Genomic DNA, 15883 nt, shown 5'->3' with positions numbered 1-15883 from the left:
GGTCGGCGGCTGCCCCTACGTGCCGTCCAGGCCCCTGGCACCTTCGGGGCGCAGCAGGACCTCACTGCCCACCGGGACGAATCCGCAGGCGAGGAAGGCGCGGAGGGAGCGGGCATTGCCCGGGGCCACGGCGGCGAAGAGCGGTGCGCCCGCCGGGACCAGGGAGAGGGCGTCGGCGATCAGGGACCGTCCACGGCCCCGGCCGCCGTCCGGCCCGTGGTGGAGTTCGACGCTCAGTTCGCGCCGCCCCGCGAGCCCGTCGGCGAGGGTGACGAGGCCGCGTTCGTCACCGTGGACCCCGACTCCGGTCCGTACGTCCCGGGCGTGCCGGACGCGGGGGTGGTCGTCCGCGCCGGTCAGTCCGGGCAGGCGGGGCGGGCCGCCGGTGCCACGGGCGATGAGGGTGACGTCGACGGTGTCGATCCAGCCCCGGGGTCCGGCGAGCCCCCGCAGGAAGTCCGGCGCGAGCGATCCGCCGAAACCGTCCGGCCCGCGCTCGCGCACGGCCCGCTCGGTGAGTGCCGTGGCGACGACGGCGTGTCCGGTGAAGGCGACCGAGCACTCCAGTCCCCCGGCCAGCGCGGGAAGCACCGTCACTCCGCCGTCCGCCGGGGGAAACCGTCCGTCGGCGGCGTCCAGGAAGAACGCCAGGAGGGGATGGGACTCCACCACCGTCGTCCACCCGCCCCTCTGTCTCCCCGCCCCTCCCGCCGAGAGGACGGGACCGGTCCGGACGAGCCTAACGGGGCCCGGGGGCGGGCCCCGTGCTCGTACGGCCCGGCGTCGTTCAGGCCAGGAGGCCCCGGGCCATCACCAGAGTGGCTGTGAGTACGGCGGCCAGGAGGCCCGCTCCGGTCCAGCGGAGGGTGGTAATCCGGCGGCGGAGGGGAGGGGGCGGGAGTGCCGGAGGGCCGAGGGCCGCCCAGCACACGGCCGTCTCCCGCGTCTCGTGCCGGAGGCGGGCCGCCGCCCGGACGCGGAGGGCCACGCCCCCGCCGACGCCCGCCGCCGCGAGGGCCAGCAGGGGCCGGACGGGGGTGCCCAGGAGGAGCAGCGGGACGAGGACGGCGGCCGTGGCCCAGCCGGTGACGCAGGACGCGGCGGCGAGGCGGCGGGAGACCGGGCGGTCGGCGCCCGCCCGGAGGTCGACGAGGGCGGGGACGTACCAGACGCAGCCGGAGGCGGTGAAGGCTCCGACGCCGAGGGCGAGCACGGCCGCGCCCATCAGGGGGCCGCCGTCTCGTGCGGCCTGTTCTCCAGCCGGTCGAGTTCCGCGACCTCGGGGTGGTGCAGGTCGAACGCGGGCGATTCGGAGCGGATGCGGGGCAGCGTGAGGAAGTTGTGGCGCGGCGGCGGGCAGGAGGTGGCCCATTCGAGGGAGCGGCCGTAGCCCCAGGGGTCGTCGCCCTCGGTCTTCTCGCCGTACTTGGCGGTCCGCCAGACGTTGTAGAAGAACGGCAGGAAGGACAGACCGAGGAGGAAGGACCCGACGGTGGACACGGTGTTGAGGGCGGTGAAGCCGTCGGCGGCCAGGTAGTCGGCGTAGCGGCGGGGCATTCCTTCGGCGCCGAGCCAGTGCTGGACGAGGAAGGTCGCGTGGAAGCCGACCGTGAGGGTCCAGAACGTGATCTTGCCGAGGCGCTCGTCGAGCATCTTGCCGGTGAACTTCGGCCACCAGAAGTGGAAGCCCGCGAACATCGCGTACACGACCGTGCCGAACAGCGTGTAGTGGAAATGCGCGACGACGAAGTACGAGTCGGAGACGTGGAAGTCCATCGGCGGCGAGGCCAGGATGACGCCGGTCAGACCACCGAAGGTGAACGTCATGAGGAAGCCGACGGCCCAGAGCATCGGTGTCTCGAAGGACAGCGAGCCCTTCCACATCGTTCCGATCCAGTTGAAGAACTTCACACCGGTCGGTACGGCGATGAGGAACGTCATGAAGGAGAAGAACGGCAGGAGCACGCCACCGGTGACGTACATGTGGTGGGCCCACACCGTCAGGGACAGACCGGCGATGGCGATGGTCGCGGCCACCAGACCGATGTAGCCGAACATCGGCTTGCGGCTGAAGACCGGGATGACCTCGGAGACGATGCCGAAGAACGGCAGCGCCAGGATGTACACCTCGGGATGGCCGAAGAACCAGAAGAGGTGCTGCCAGAGCAGAGCGCCGCCGTTGGCCGCGTCGAAGACGTGACTGCCGAACTTCCGGTCGCATTCGAGGGCGAACAGCGCCGCGGCGAGCACCGGGAAGACCATCAGCACGAGCAGCGAGGTCAGCAGCACGTTCCAGGTGAAGATCGACATGCGGAACATCGTCATGCCGGGGGCGCGCATACAGATGATCGTGGTGATGAAGTTGACCGCGCCCGCGATCGAGCCGAAACCGGACAGGGCGACGCCCATGATCCACATGTCGGCGCCGAGACCGGGCGAGTGGACGGCGTCGGAGAGCGGGGCGTAGAGGAACCAGCCGAAGTCCGCCGCCCCGCCGGGGGTCAGGAAGCCGCCCGCCGCGATCAGCGAGCCGAAGAGGTAGAGCCAGTACGCCAGCATGTTGAGACGGGGGAACGCCACGTCGGGGGCACCGATCTGGAGCGGCATGATCCAGTTGGCGAAGCCGGTGAACAGCGGCATGGCGAAGAGCAGCAGCATGATCGAGCCGTGCATCGTGAACGCCTGGTTGAACTGCTCGTTCGACATGATCTGGGTGCCGGGGCGGGCCAGCTCCGCCCGCATCATCAGGGCCATGACACCCCCGACGACGAAGAAGAACAGCGCGGAACACAGATAGAGCGTCCCGATCCGCTTGTGGTCGGTGGTGGTCAGCCAGGCCACCCAGGTGGGTCCGGCCGGAGGGCGGGAACCGCCCTCGTCGGGGCGCTCCGGGCGACCCGCCCGGGTCTCGGCCTCGACCTGCGTGCTCTGTGCCTCGTCCACCGGACGACGACCTCCACTTCCGCTCACGTTCAGAACAGGCGGCCGGGAAGCGTCCGCGTACGGGGGATTCCTCGGCGCTTCCCGGCCGCCGGGCCATGTTCACGCGCCCCGGGCACGGCCCGGCAGGGCCGACCGGTACCCGACCCCGGTGCGCCGGGAGGGCCGTTCGGCCCCGGCCGGTCGCGCCGTCCGGGGGGCCCGTAGGCTGCGGACATGCCCGACACACCCCCGCACCCGGCCCCCGCGTGGCCGGGGATCGACGTCCCCGAGCGGATGCGCGAGCTGCTCGCCGCCGTCATGGACCTCGGCCGCGACCTGGAACTGCCCCAGGTGCTGCGGAGCATCGTGGAGGCGGCCGTCGGCCTGACCGACGCCGAGTACGGGGCGCTCGGCGTGATCGGTGACGACGAGCGGCTCTCCCGGTTCCTGCCCGTCGGCATGGCGGAGGAACTGGCGGCCCTCATCGGCCCCGCGCCCTGCGGCCACGGCATCCTCGGCGAGCTGATCCACCATCCGGCGCCGCTGCGCCTCGACGACCTGACCCGGCACCCGAGCAGCTTCGGCTTCCCGGCCCACCACCCGCCGATGCGGACCTTCCTGGGCGCCCCCATCCGTGTGCGCGACGAGGTCTTCGGCAACATCTACCTGACCGAGAAGCGCGGTGGCGGCGCCTTCGACGCGGACGACGAGGCCGTCCTGACGACCCTGTCGGCCGCCGCCGGCGTGGCCATCGACAACGCCAGGCTCTACCGGGACAGCCGACGCCGGGAGCGCCGTCTCGAAGCGCTGGGCGAGATCACCCGCGCCCTGCTCGCGGGCACCGGACCCGACGACGTCCTGCGGCTGATCGCCCGGCGCGCCATGGAGGTCGCCGACGCCGACCTCGCCGCCGTGCTGCTGCCCTCCGGCGCCGCCGGTGACCTGACCGTCCACGTGGCGTACGGCGACACCGCCGACGCCGTGCGCGGAGCCGTCCTCCCGGCCACCGGTTCGCTGGCCGGGCTCGCCGCCAGGACCCGGCTGCCGGTCGTGACCACGGACGTACGGACCGATCCCCGGGCGCTGCCCCTCGACGGGGCCGCCGGGTCGGGGCACGGGCCGGTGGTGGCCGTACCGCTCCCCGTCGACGACGCCGTGTGCGGGGCGCTGCGGCTGAGCCGTACGGCGGGCAGACAGGGCTTCGACGCCACCGAGACCGAACTGCTCAGCGGTTTCGCCGATCAGGCGGCCATCGCGCTCGAACTCGCCCGGCGGCGCGCGGAGTCGGAGGAACTGACCGTCCTGCACGACCGCGACCGCATCGCGCGGGACCTCCACGACGTCGCCATCCAACGTCTGTTCGCCACCGGCATGACCCTCCAGAGCGCGACCCGGACCATCGCCGACGCCCCGGCCGCCGAGCGGGTCACCCGGGCGGTGGACGATCTCGACGCCACCATCCAGATCATCCGCTCCACGATCCTGCAACTGCGCACGGCGGACGACGACCGGGCCGGTCCCGCACTGCGCCGACGCATGGCGGAGACGGTCCAACTGGCCGCCCAGCACCTGGGGTTCACGCCCGCGCTGCGCATCACGGGACCGGTCGACAGCACCGTTCCCGAGGCGCTCGCCGAGCATGTGCTGGCCGTGGCCGGGGAAGCGCTGAGCAACACCGCGCGGCACGCGGGGGCGAGCCGCGCGGAGGTCGCGCTCTCCGTCCCGGACACCGCCGACCGGCTCGTCCTCACCGTCACGGACGACGGGGTCGGCCTGGGGTCGGCCCGGCCGACCGGCGGACTCCTCAACATGGGCTCGCGCGCGGAGCAGTGCCGGGGCAGTGTCCGCCTCGACACGGCCGGGGAGCGCGGTACGCGGATCACCTGGAGCGCGCCGCTGCCCACGGAGTGACACCACCGCGACGCCCGGCCCGGGGGCGGGGACGGAAGCGGCGGGGGCCGGGGCGGCTCCGGCTCCGCCGTGCCGAGGCGGGCGGGTGTACGGACGGGGGCGGGTGGTCGTACGGGCCCGGGGCGGACGGGCCCGGTGTCACGGGCCGGATCGGACGGACCAGGCCGACCGGGGCGGTGCAAGCGCCCCCGTCGGGCGGTCCGCGTCGGGCACGCCGACCGGGCGCCCCGGTCCAGCGGGCCAGACGTTACGTCCCCAGTCGCGCGCCACGTCGAGTGGGCGAAGCCCTGGGGCGGACCAGGCGGACGGGCCCGGTCGAGTGGGCCACGTCAGACGGGCCGCCACTTCGCGGACGGCACCCGATGGACCGGACGACAGGCCGCAAACGTAACGGGCCGTCCAGGCCGACCGGCTCCGGCTCCGGCTCCGGCTCCGGCTCCGGCTCCGGCCGATCGGACCACTCCCGGATCAGCCCGCCCGGATCGGACGGGGCCGCCCGGCGTCTCCCGTATCAGGCGTGACCGCCCGGTGTCTCCCGGAGCCGTTCGGCGATCATCGCCGCCTGGATGCGTCGGCCCACGCCCAGCTTGCCGAGGATCGACGACACCCGGTTCTTCACCGTCTTCTCGGCGAGGAAGAGCCGCTCGGCTATCTGCCGGTTGGTCAGACCGAGGCCGATCAGGTCGAGGATCTCCAGTTCGCGCGGGGAGAGCCGGTCGAGTTCGGCGGGCCGGGTGGACTTCGGTTCCGGCTTGGGCTCGCGGATCCGGGCCATCACCCGGCTCGTCATCCGGGGGTCGAGGAGCGAGGTACCGGTCGCGACCGTGCGGATCGCGGCGACCAGGTCCGAGCCGCCGATCTGCTTGAGGACGTATCCGGCCGCACCGGCCATGATGGCGTCGAACAGGGCCTCGTCGTCGTCGAACGACGTCAGCATCAGACAGGCGAGCCCGGGGAGTTCGGCCCGCAGTTCGCGGCAGACCTCGACGCCCTCGTGGTCACCGCCGGTCGCACCGCCGAGCCGTACGTCGAGCACCGCCACGTCCGGCCGCGAGGCGGGCACGCGGGCCAGTGCCTCACGGGCGGTCGCCGCCTCGCCGACGACCACGATGTCCGGCTCCGCCTCCAGGACGTCCCGGACTCCCCTGCGTACCACCTCGTGGTCGTCCAGCAGGAAGACCCGCACCGGCGCGGGCGCCTCGGCGGTCAGCACGTCGTCCCCGCCAGCGGCGCACGGCACGGGACGGACGCCGCAGGGCCGGTCAGGGAGCCGCGCGCGGCGGGCGGGCGCGCGGCGAGGGCCGCGCGGGAGGTCGTACGGGGCAGGTGACGGTTCACCGGAACTCCTGGGCAGGGGCAGGACGGACGCCGTGGGGCCGACGGCCGTCGGGCCGGGCCACGACAGGGCGGCCGTGCACGGAACGAGCGTCAGTATGGCAACAGGGCCTCCGGGCCGTTCGGCCCCGGTCCCCAGGGCCGAACGGCCCTGTCCGGCCGGGCACGGTCCATGATCGGCTCAAGCGCGCGACCCGGGACGTCCGCCCCGGCGCGGCCCGGCGTCCCCCGGACCGGACGGCGCTCGGGCTCCCGGGCCGACCACCTCACAGCAGGGTGGTCCAGTAGTCCTGGAAACGGGTCCCGATCAGCATCAGGACGCCACCGCACCAGACGACCGGCACGAACCAGTGGAACTCCACCACGGCGGCGACCAGCGGTCTCGGCGCGCGCAGCACACCGTGCCGCAGGTTGTGCACCGTCGTGTACCAGAACATGACGATCGTCGCGGCCCAGGCCAGGCAGCACCACAGGCACAGGGCGCCGATCTCGTACAGCGCCTGGCTCATCAGCCACATGCAGAAGCCCGCACCGAGCAGCGTGCCGAACTGGAGTCCGAGCCAGAACCAGCGCCCGTACCGCGCGCCGGAGAGCACGCCGACCCCGATCACGACGACGATCCCGTACGCGACGAGGCCGAGCATCGGGTTGGGGAACCCGAACACCGACGCCTGCTCGCTGCGCATGACGCCGCCGCAGGAGATCACCGGGCTGATGTCGCAGGAGGGGGCGAAGCCGGGGTCCATGAGCAGCAGGAACTTGTCGAGGGTGATCACCCACGAGGCGAGCAGCCCGAGCGCGCCGGTGACCACCAGGAGCCAGGCGAAGGCGCGGGTGGCTCCCGTCCCCCGGAGGGGCGGGAGGTGCTCGTCGTCGATGGAGGGAGCGGGGACGGGTGCGGATGTGGGTGCGGATGTGGGTGCGGATGTGGGTGCGGAGTGCAGGACGCTGGTCATCGTGTGCCCTCCGTGGGCGCGGCGGGACGGGCGGGGCGAGAGGAGGCGGATCGAGGGGCGGCGGGGCGAGGGGCGTCAGGACGGGCGGGGCGGGGGGTGGCGGGCCCCGGTGTCCCGCGTACCGCGCCGACCGGCCACACGACCTCCACCCGCACTCCGTGTGCCCGCGCGTAGGCGACCAGGTGCGCGGTGGCGTCGCGCCCGTCGGTGGGGGAACCGTCCCAGACGGCCAGGAGCCGTTCGCTGTGGGCGACCAGCGTCTCGTCGGCGCGTACCCGGGCGTCCCGGTCGGCCGGGTCGTAGGCCAGCGGCCTCACCTCGTCGGCGAGTTCCGTCACCTCCCGCAGCGGGTCCGGTCGGCCGGGCGGCACGGCCGCCGGGACGAGTCCGCAGGCGGGCAGGACGACGACGAGCCGTCGTCCCGACGCGCGGACCGCGCGTCCGAAGGCGGCGGGCAGCCCCGCCCCCGCCCGTACGAGGCCGGGCGCGGGGCCCGCGTACCGCTCCACGCGGACGCGCAGTTCCCGCTCCACCAGGGCCAAGGTGTCCGGGGGGAGGTTCTCGTGCCCCACCGCCGTGATCATCGTTCCTCCTCGCCGCCCGGCCGTCCGGGCGTTCGTCGACTGCCGTCCCAGGGGCCCCGCGAGGCCGTCGCCCAGTGAACAGGCACGGGCGTGGGGCCCGGCAGGGGCCGAACGGCCCCCGGATACGGGCCACTTGCCAGAAGGAGATCCACCCCCTGACGATCTCCCCCACCCTCTTGACGATCCGTCATCCGAGGGGAGGGAGCGGCGCCATGTCGGAGACCGGGTCGTGGCGGACGCGGTCGGCGGGCAGGTTCATGGCGGCCAGACGGCGGACGGTGGCGGTCACCATCGCGGGCGGGCCGCTCACATAGGCGAGGTGTTCCGACCAGTCGCCGTACTGGGCGACCGCCTCCGCGACCGAACGGTCCTCGCCCACCCCTGGGCCCTCTCCGATCACCGGGACGATCCTCAACCACGGGCAGGTACGGCTCAGTTCGGCGAGGGCGGCCGTGTCGTACAGCTCGGCCGCCGTCCGGGCGCCGAGCAGGACATGGGCGGAGAGTCCGGCGGGCCTGCGCCCGGCCAGTTCCTCCAGGAGGGCCTTTGCGGTGGCCCAGCCGGTGCCGCCCGCCACGATCAGCACGTCCCGCGTCAGGTCCGCGTCGAGGGTCATGACCCCCTGCGCGGGGCCCAGCCGCAGCGGGTCGCCGACGCGGGTCCCCGCCACCAGCGCCTCGCTGACCCCGCCGGGACCGGTCTGGCGGACGTGGAACTCCAGCTCTCCGTCGGGCCGGGGAGCGCGGGCGAGGGAGTACGGCCGCCAGGTGTGCGGCAGCAGCGGGGACTCGACCCTCGTGTACTGCCCGGCCCGGTGGGGGAAGGGCTCGGCGGTGCGGACCCGGAGCACGGCGACGCCGGGGCCGCGCGGTTCGTGCCCGGTGACCGTCGCGTTCCAGTACGCGGGTTCGCCCATGGCCTCGTCCGCACCGTCCACCATGGCCGCGACGGCGAACCGCACCATCCGCAGCCAGGCCCCTTCGAGCTCCTCGGTCCACCGGTCGCCCGCGCTGCGGCGCAGACCCTGGGCGAGGGCCGCTTCGAAGACCTCGAAGTGCACTGGCCTGACGCCGAGTTTGCGGTGGTCGCGGCCCATGCGGGCGCAGAAGGCGGCCACTTCGTCCGGCCGGTCCAGGTGCTCGACTAGGTACCAGAAAGCCCGTTCGAGATGGGCGCGCTGGAAGTCCATCGACTCGGGGAACAGGCCCCGGAGATAGGGGTGTTGGTCGAACATGGCCTCGTAGAGGTGGCCTATGAGAGTGCTGAAGGGGGTCACCAGCCGCAGATGGTGACGGATCGTCCGCAGGTCGGCGGCGCTGTCGTGGTCGTGGGCGCGTCCGGGCCCCCGTGGTCCGGCGTCTACCGGTCCACGGTCCGGCCCCGGCGCCGCCGGGCGGGCCGGGGCCAGCAGTCGCCGCCGGAGCCGCATCGCGTCCTGACGTGCGAGGAGGGCGTGGTACTCGTCGTACGCGTCGCCCGGTGTCGCGGGCGGGGGTGACAGCTGTCGGAGCATGGGTGTGGTTTCTGTCGATCTTGTCGGGGCGCGCCTGTCCCGGCGGGCGCGCGCGGCCGGGGGCGGCACGCGGGCTCCGGGCCGTGAGCGGGCCGGAGGGGCACGACCGGGCGGCGGGAGCGGTGGCGGCGGGGTGCCGCGACCTGATGGCACGTCAGTGTCGCACCGCCGTGACGGCGCCGTCCGGCCGGTGCCGGGCGGCCCGCGCGGAGGGGCCGTTCGGCCCTGGCGGATACTCAGATGGACATGGGTACGAACGCTCTGCCCGGGAGCCGGACGAGAGGCGAAGCTCAGGCCATGGAAGAGAAGACGAAGAAGTCCGTACCCTTCGCCGTGACGGCCGTGGTGACAGTCGTGGTGACGGCCGTGGTGGCGGTCGCGGCATGGGCCGCGTGGCTGGGCTGGGACCAGCACCGTGATGTGCACCCCGACGGGTCGGTGTCCGGACCGTACGAGGTGTGGCAGGTCGCGGGGCTCGTCCTGACCCTGCTCGTACCGGTCTGCTGGGCGGCCTACCGGCGGCGGGTCACGGCCGCCGCGTTCGGCACTTCGGCGGGACTGGCCGTCGCGTCCGCCGTCGACTGGTCCGACGACAGCAGCGGACTCTTCGTCATCGGTGTGGGCATGGTCGCGCTGGGCAGCCTGGGGGCCGTCTTCGCCGTGGGCGCCCTGGTCACCGCCCTGACGCGTTCGCGCCGCTGATCCGCCCACCGGGGCGGGGACACCGACCGGGGGCGGGGAACACCGACCGGGGCGGGGAGCACCCACCAGGACAGGGAGCATCGACCGGGACAGGGAGCATCGACCGGGGCCGGACGGCCCCGGTCGTCCGGCCTCCATGGGGCCGAACGGCCCCAGCGGGACCGTCGCGCCGACTCGTAACTTACGGAATCGTAGGTTCAGTTCCGCAGCGACAGACCGGATGCTCCCGTGACCACGATTCCCCCGTCCCGTTCCGCCCAGGACGTCCCGAAGCCGGACGTGCGCCTCCTCCAGGACCTGGAGGAGGTGGTGGAACGGGAACTCGACCGCCACCTCGGCGTGTTCAAGGAGTGGATGCCCCACGAGTACGTTCCCTGGGGCCGGGGGCGGGACTTCGACGGCGTCCTGGACGGGGAACCCTGGGCTCCGGAGCAGTCGCCGCTCACGCCGGTGGGCAAAGTGTCGATGGTGGTGAACCTGCTCACCGAGGACAACCTGCCGAGCTACCACCACGAGATCGCCGCCCTGTTCGGCCGGGACGGGGCCTGGGGCACCTGGGTCCACCGGTGGACCGCCGAGGAGGCCAGGCACTCCCTGGTGATGCGGGACTACCTGCTCGCGTCCCGCGCGGTGGACCCGGTGGCGCTCGAACGAGCCCGGATGACCCACATGTCCGCCGGATTCGCCTCCGACAACCGGCACTCGGCGCTGCACACGGTGGCGTACGTGGCCTTCCAGGAGCTCGCCACCCGCGTCTCGCACCGCAACACCGGGCGCGGGTCGGGCGATCCGGTCTGCGACCGCCTCCTCGCCCGGGTCGCCGCCGACGAGAACCTGCACATGATCTTCTACCGCAATCTGCTCGCGGCGGCCCTGGAGATCGCCCCCGACCGGGCCGTGCGTGCCGTCGCCGACGTCGTGAGCGGGTTCCGGATGCCCGGCCACGGCCTCCCCGGCTTCGAACGGGCCGCCGTGGAGATCGCGCTGGGCGGGGTCTACAACCTGCGGGTCCACCACGACGACGTGCTCCAGCCGGTCCTGCGCCACCTCAAGGTCCTGGGCCTGTCCGGTCTCGGCCCGGAGGGACTCAGGGCGCAGCAGGAACTGGGTGAATTCCTGGGCTCGTTGGACACGCGGGCGGCACGCTTCGACGAACGCCGGGCCACGATCATGACGCGACGCGAGGCGGCGGGGCGGGGCGGACGGGCCGGATCCTCCGGGCGTGCCGGGGCCCCCGGCGGCAGCGGCACGTGAGGCCGAACGGCCCTTCCGCCGCTCCCGGTCCCGCCGTCTACTGGAGCCTCCGCCCGCACCGCACTCCCCGAGGACACCCGTTGAACGACGCACCGGCCCACCCGGACGACCGGACGACCGGGGCATCCCCGGTCGGACCGCGCCGGACGATCGAACTCGCCGCCGACGAGGCGCTGCGCCTGCTGGGCAGTGTGCCCCTGGGCAGGATCGTGTTCACCCGGCAGGCGCTTCCGGCGATCCGTCCGGTCAACCATCTGCTGGAGGGCGGCGACATCGTCATCCGTACGCACGAGGGCTCCGCCCTGACGCTCGGCGCCCGGGAGGCGGGCACTCCGGGTGTCGTCGTCGCCTACGAGGCCGACCACATCGACCCCGCCACCCGGCTGGGCTGGAGCACGGTGGTCACGGGCTACTGCCACCTGGTGACCGACCCTACCGAGGCGGCCCGCTACCGCTCCCTGCTGGAACCCTGGTCGGACCAGCACATGGACCAGGTCGTCCGCATCCACCCCGACCTGGTGACCGGCATCCGGCTGATCGACCCACGGGAGGGGGTCCCGGGCCAGGCCCTCCGACCGTCCCCATGAGCCGCAGGCCTCCGGGCGCGGACCACACCCGCCACGACAGGACCCGAGGCGGAAGCACTTGGACAGGCCGGGCACCGGCTCCAGCGGCATCGCCACGGGATCGCCACGGGACCGTCCCCGCCAGGTACGGGTCGGACGGCGCTGGCTCTGAGCGGACCGCGACTGATGCCGCTTCTCGCTCTGCCCGCTGTCGGCTGTCGGCTGTCGGCTCGGGAGGTGGCCGTGGCTGCTCTGTACGGTTCCCACCCGGAACGCCGACGGTGCGGCCGACGTGGGGGCCGGTCCTTCAGGCGCGGTCCCGGCCCCGGCTGCGGATCATCGACATCAGCAGCCGGTGGGTCTCGCTGTCGGCGGCCACGACGAGTCCGTGGCCTGCCGGTCCGGTCGGGGCACCGTCGATCCCGGTGACCACGCAGCCGGCCGCCCGGCACAGGGCGATACCGGCGGCGAAATGCACGCTCCCGGACAGGTCTCCGCCGTCCGTGACGTACGCGGCGCGCTTACCGGCGGCGACCCAGGCCAACGCCAGCGTCGTGGACACGACCCGGGGCCGGAACCGTTCGACGAACCCGGGGTGGGCCAGCAGGTCCACGGCCCGGAAACCGGGCGCGCCGGGGAACGGCGGGTCCAGATTGACATCCACGAGCCGAGTGTCGGGCGTGGGCACCAGCCGGGCGTCCGAACCGTCGTGCCGCACCTGGGCGGTCTCACCGTCGGTGAAGAAGACCTCGCCGCTGAACGGGTCGGCCACCGCCGCCGCACCGCCGCGCAGCGCCACGTTGACGGCGACCAGCATGTTGCCGACGGCGTAGTTCAGCGTGCCGCACAAGGGGTCGACCAACCACTGGCGCTCGGCCCCGGCGGCACCCCGACGCCCGCCCTCCTCACCGAGGACGGCATCATCGGGCCGGGCGGCGTGGATGACGTCGAGAATCGCCCTCTCGGCCTCCACATCGGCGGCGGTGGCGAAGTCCCCTGCGCCCTTGTCGATACGGGTGAGCCGCTGGCCGTACATGTCGCGCACGACGTCCGCACCGGCACGCGCGGCGGCTATCGCGACCTCGGCATCGTCAAGGGTTGCGTACGAGTTGACCATGCCGCGCAGGATATCGACGGCAAGAGCGCGGACCCGCGCCCGCCGGACCGATCCCGTAGACGCCGGGAGGATCGCACCAGCGATGCGGGCAGCCTCTGCCGCGGTCCGGTGAACTCCCGCCTCGTCATCACGGCACGAGACGGACCAGGTGGGCCCCTTCCCGACGCAGTGCCGTGATCAGCCTTACGGGACCGAGGCGGAACCAGCCCGGTGAGCGGGGCCGCCCATGACCGCCCCGACGCGGTGATCGCACCAGTCGCTCCGAGACGCTCCCACGCGCGCGTGCGGCAGACGGCCTACCGGTCACCGCCGAGCGGGAGGACCGACGTTCCCACGCGCGGCAGCCCGAGGCTCCCGTCAGTCGGGCAGGTTGCCGTCACCGCCCAGATTGGCGACCATGCGGCGCAGGACGTTGATCGTGGTCACGAAGTCGGCCGTTCCGATGCCTTCGTGCACCTGCTGAAGCACGCGCGCGTGGCGCTCCCTCGCCCGGACGCGCCCGTCCTCCCCCGCCTCGCTCAAAGTCATGAGCCCCGCGTCCTCCGTCAGCCAGCCACGGGCGACGAGGTCGTCGAAGACACCGTTGAAGTCGATCCCGAGGTCGTCCCACTTCGCCAGCCGCTCGATCAGAGTCGCGCGCGTCCACCTGCCGGGCGTCGCGGCAACGTGGTTGAGCGTCCACCAATGCGGCTGCGTGAGGTCCTCCACCGCCAACTGCGCGCGGATGGCTCCCACCACCAACCGGCTTGCCTGACCGGTCCACGCGGCGACGGGCTGCGCGGCCAGCTCCTCCTGCGAGTACTCCCTGAGCGTGACGTTCACGTGCCCCTCCTTCTGGCGACCGACAGAACGGGATCACCGTAAAACCTCAAGTTCGACTGAGGTCAAGACGGATGAGGCATCGTCCGCAGCAGCTCCTGCGCTGCCCTGCGCTCAAGGCACTGCGACGGGGCGGTCAGGCAGCGTCACGTGGAAAGGGCCGTCGGTTCCACGGACCCATGGGTCGTCCCCATCGTCGCGCGGCTGACCGTCGAGTACGCCTTGGAGACCCTGGTCGTCACCCGCGACGAGCTCCGTGAGTCGCCGCGCCGGACACCTGCGGCCACCTCGCTCACGGGGCAGCTCATCGTGGACGATTCCGCTTACTCCGCACGCACTCAACGGCAGGTCGTGAGCTACTGAAGCCTGCCACTACCGTGCGCACCTACAGGCGTTTTCGGGACTACCCGGGGCACTCTCTCCCGGCCTCCTGCGGTCCGCTGCTTCCGACAGAGCCGGGCGCCCCTGGCCCAACACCCCTCCAGCCGCCACCAGGGTGGACGGCTACCGCCGGGCCCCGGCCGGGCCGGTCGAGCCGCGTCGGCAGGTCGGGGCGGAGCACAGCTCGACGCGCTTCTTCTTCCCTCTTCCCTCAGCGGCGGATCGTCTCGCCTTGGGCGCGAACAGGTTGCCCTGGATCACGTGGATGGGTGCGCCGTCGGGTACGGCCGGACGGCAGACGGCAGGAGCCGGTCGAGGCAGGCCTACTGCTGCTTCCACGGGCGGCGTCAGGGCCGGGCGAGCGCAGCGATCTCGCCTGGACGAGTTGTTCCCCATGCTGGCGTATGGCCTGGCGCTCTCGCGGTCATCACTCGTTTTGAGGCGGTCATCCGCTGTCTTGTCTTGGTCCGCGAAGCTGAGGAAGTGTCCGGCAACTGCTGCTCCGGTTCTGTGCGATCGCTAGCATCCACGACATGATCAGTGATGCGATGGCCGAGCTGCGTCTTCGGGATTCACCGACGATCGAGCACATCGACTTCGAGTCCCTCGATGGATACCGCTTCGCCGATGGTGAGGGATTCCCCGCTTCCTATCGTGCGTTCGTTCGCCACGTGGGGTGGGGGCGCGCCTTCGGACTGTGGTTGGTTTACCCGCCGGTCCGCCCGGGATACGCCGACGGCTTGCACGGTCGGGGCGCCCAGCTAACGAGGCGTTTCCGCGCGAGCTATCGGGACGGAGAGAGCGAAGCGTTCGACTGGATGGTGGAACCAGACGGCAACTGGTCCCTGGCTGCCACCTTGGAAGTCTTCGCGTGGAGTGAGAACGGTGATGCCCTGTTGTGGAACAGCGCGTCACGCGACACGGGCGGGGAGTTCCCCATTTGGGAGTCACGCGGTTTCGGCTCCCTGCACTACCTCGGCGCAGACCTCCGCGCGGTGCTACCGCTGGTGCGCGATCGATCCATCGGCTCTTTCGGGCCCCGCCCGTTCGATGTGGAACCACTCCCCGCCACCCGCCTGTAAACGGGCTTCTGCTGATGGTGTGTCCGGGAACGCGGACCGGGCGTCCAAGATCGTTGTGTGACGAACAACCTGGACGCCCTGCTGACCGCACTGTAGGTGAAGATCGACGACGGGATCTGCTGGGCTTCACATCGGAGTCGTGCTGGCTGCGGTTCGTGAACTCCCGGCTGGGCGCGATGTTCCCGTACGTGCCCAGGCAGGGCAGCCAGGCTGGAACAAGCGACTGCGGGCAGCGTTGCCGCTGGTCAAGAAGGCAATATGGCTACTGGCCGTCGATACGTACTTCTGGTTCGACAACCGCTGGATCATCGACTCCACGCCGGTGGAGTGTGGCCGCTCGCGTCCGGCGGTGAAGCGTTCGGGCATGGCCGGCTGGGCCGGATACGGGTACTGCGCCTCGCACTCCCGGTTCTTCTGGGGCCTGCGACTGTTCCTGGTGTGCACCCCGACCGGGATGCCCGTCCTGTGGGCACTGGCGAACCCGAAGCTGGACGAGCGGGAGGTGCTGTCGGCGATGCCGGACCGCGAACCGCACCTGGCCACGGACCGGCCGAGCCTGCTCGTGATCACGGACAAGGCTTCGCCTCCAAGCCCGTTATACGAGCCTTAACCGCTTATGACCACTGATCACATCGGAATGACTCGTCTAGGGCCTGTGTGATGTTGTGATCAGTCGGCGACCTTCAGGAGGTCGTCGATCCAGATCATCGCGGCGCGGAGGTGGAGGCCGGCGAGGTAGCT

General features: G+C 72.3%; 16 protein-coding genes. 7 read left to right on the top strand and 9 right to left on the bottom strand.

Features of this window, described 5'->3' with window-relative positions; all coding sequences use genetic code 11:
- Nucleotides 1-15: 15 nt before the first annotated feature.
- The 3 genes from ACFXGN_RS22430 to ctaD all read right to left on the bottom strand — a co-directional run bounded on the left by ACFXGN_RS22430 (nucleotide 16) and on the right by ctaD (nucleotide 2841).
- Nucleotides 16-669: a hypothetical protein gene (locus ACFXGN_RS22430; protein WP_384861940.1), complete on the bottom strand. Its 654-nt coding sequence runs from the start codon at nucleotides 667-669 to the stop codon at nucleotides 16-18.
- Between the two features lie 118 nt (nucleotides 670-787).
- Nucleotides 788-1225 (bottom strand): hypothetical protein, encoded by a 438-nt coding sequence (locus ACFXGN_RS22425; RefSeq protein ID WP_384861936.1) that lies wholly within the window; start codon nucleotides 1223-1225, stop codon nucleotides 788-790.
- The gene (gene ctaD / locus ACFXGN_RS22420) at nucleotides 1225-2841 is read right to left on the bottom strand and encodes a cytochrome c oxidase subunit I (protein WP_384862332.1); all 1617 of its coding nucleotides are present in this window, start codon (nucleotides 2839-2841) and stop codon (nucleotides 1225-1227) included. The genes ACFXGN_RS22425 and ctaD overlap by 1 nt, the downstream gene beginning before the upstream one ends.
- 375 nt (nucleotides 2842-3216) lie before the next feature.
- On the opposite strand from ctaD, the gene ACFXGN_RS22415 reads away from it, so the two are divergent.
- Nucleotides 3217-4833 (top strand): GAF domain-containing protein, encoded by a 1617-nt coding sequence (locus tag ACFXGN_RS22415; RefSeq protein ID WP_384862329.1) that lies wholly within the window; start codon nucleotides 3217-3219, stop codon nucleotides 4831-4833.
- Nucleotides 4834-5344: 511 nt separating this feature from the next.
- On the opposite strand, the gene ACFXGN_RS22410 is transcribed toward ACFXGN_RS22415, so the two are convergent.
- The 4 genes from ACFXGN_RS22410 to ACFXGN_RS22395 form a co-directional block, all read right to left on the bottom strand.
- On the bottom strand, nucleotides 5345-6046 hold the full coding sequence (locus ACFXGN_RS22410) for a response regulator (protein ID WP_384861933.1): 702 nt from the start codon (nucleotides 6044-6046) through the stop codon (nucleotides 5345-5347).
- Nucleotides 6047-6434: 388 nt separating this feature from the next.
- Entirely contained in the window at nucleotides 6435-7124 is a 690-nt protein-coding gene (locus tag ACFXGN_RS22405; RefSeq protein ID WP_384861930.1) for a vitamin K epoxide reductase family protein, read from the bottom strand.
- Nucleotides 7121-7708 (bottom strand): hypothetical protein, encoded by a 588-nt coding sequence (locus tag ACFXGN_RS22400; RefSeq protein WP_384861927.1) that lies wholly within the window; start codon nucleotides 7706-7708, stop codon nucleotides 7121-7123. The genes ACFXGN_RS22405 and ACFXGN_RS22400 overlap by 4 nt, the downstream gene beginning before the upstream one ends.
- A 187-nt stretch (nucleotides 7709-7895) precedes the next feature.
- Entirely contained in the window at nucleotides 7896-9221 is a 1326-nt protein-coding gene (locus ACFXGN_RS22395) for a globin domain-containing protein (protein WP_384861924.1), read from the bottom strand.
- Nucleotides 9222-9518: 297 nt separating this feature from the next.
- On the opposite strand from ACFXGN_RS22395, the gene ACFXGN_RS22390 reads away from it, so the two are divergent.
- From ACFXGN_RS22390 to ACFXGN_RS22380, 3 genes are all read left to right on the top strand, one after another.
- Nucleotides 9519-9923: a hypothetical protein gene (locus ACFXGN_RS22390; RefSeq protein WP_384861921.1), complete on the top strand. Its 405-nt coding sequence runs from the start codon at nucleotides 9519-9521 to the stop codon at nucleotides 9921-9923.
- Between the two features lie 228 nt (nucleotides 9924-10151).
- Nucleotides 10152-11177 (top strand): acyl-ACP desaturase, encoded by a 1026-nt coding sequence (locus tag ACFXGN_RS22385; protein WP_384861918.1) that lies wholly within the window; start codon nucleotides 10152-10154, stop codon nucleotides 11175-11177.
- An 80-nt stretch (nucleotides 11178-11257) separates the two neighbouring features.
- Nucleotides 11258-11764, top strand: a complete 507-nt coding sequence (locus ACFXGN_RS22380; protein WP_384861915.1) for a pyridoxamine 5'-phosphate oxidase family protein — start codon at nucleotides 11258-11260, stop codon at nucleotides 11762-11764.
- Between the two features lie 286 nt (nucleotides 11765-12050).
- Here the strand turns inward: ACFXGN_RS22380 and ACFXGN_RS22375 are convergent, their stop codons facing one another.
- Nucleotides 12051-12860, bottom strand: a complete 810-nt coding sequence (locus ACFXGN_RS22375) for an inositol monophosphatase family protein (protein ID WP_384861911.1) — start codon at nucleotides 12858-12860, stop codon at nucleotides 12051-12053.
- A 357-nt stretch (nucleotides 12861-13217) separates the two neighbouring features.
- Nucleotides 13218-13682 (bottom strand): MarR family transcriptional regulator, encoded by a 465-nt coding sequence (locus tag ACFXGN_RS22370; RefSeq protein ID WP_384861908.1) that lies wholly within the window; start codon nucleotides 13680-13682, stop codon nucleotides 13218-13220.
- A 147-nt stretch (nucleotides 13683-13829) separates the two neighbouring features.
- On the opposite strand from ACFXGN_RS22370, the gene ACFXGN_RS22365 reads away from it, so the two are divergent.
- The 3 genes from ACFXGN_RS22365 to ACFXGN_RS22355 all read left to right on the top strand — a co-directional run bounded on the left by ACFXGN_RS22365 (nucleotide 13830) and on the right by ACFXGN_RS22355 (nucleotide 15752).
- Nucleotides 13830-14042 (top strand): hypothetical protein, encoded by a 213-nt coding sequence (locus tag ACFXGN_RS22365; RefSeq protein ID WP_384861905.1) that lies wholly within the window; start codon nucleotides 13830-13832, stop codon nucleotides 14040-14042.
- A 551-nt stretch (nucleotides 14043-14593) separates the two neighbouring features.
- Nucleotides 14594-15142: a hypothetical protein gene (locus ACFXGN_RS22360; RefSeq protein ID WP_384861902.1), complete on the top strand. Its 549-nt coding sequence runs from the start codon at nucleotides 14594-14596 to the stop codon at nucleotides 15140-15142.
- 235 nt (nucleotides 15143-15377) lie between these two features.
- Nucleotides 15378-15752, top strand: coding sequence for a hypothetical protein (locus ACFXGN_RS22355; RefSeq protein ID WP_384861899.1), 375 nt, complete (start codon nucleotides 15378-15380; stop codon nucleotides 15750-15752).
- The last annotated feature ends 131 nt before the right edge of the window (nucleotides 15753-15883 follow it).

It is taken from the genome of Streptomyces sp. NPDC059247, assembly GCF_042754005.1.
GTDB lineage: Bacteria > Actinomycetota > Actinomycetes > Streptomycetales > Streptomycetaceae > Streptomyces.
Note: the sequence above shows the minus strand (reverse complement) of the source record. Positions and strands in the feature narration are given on the sequence as shown.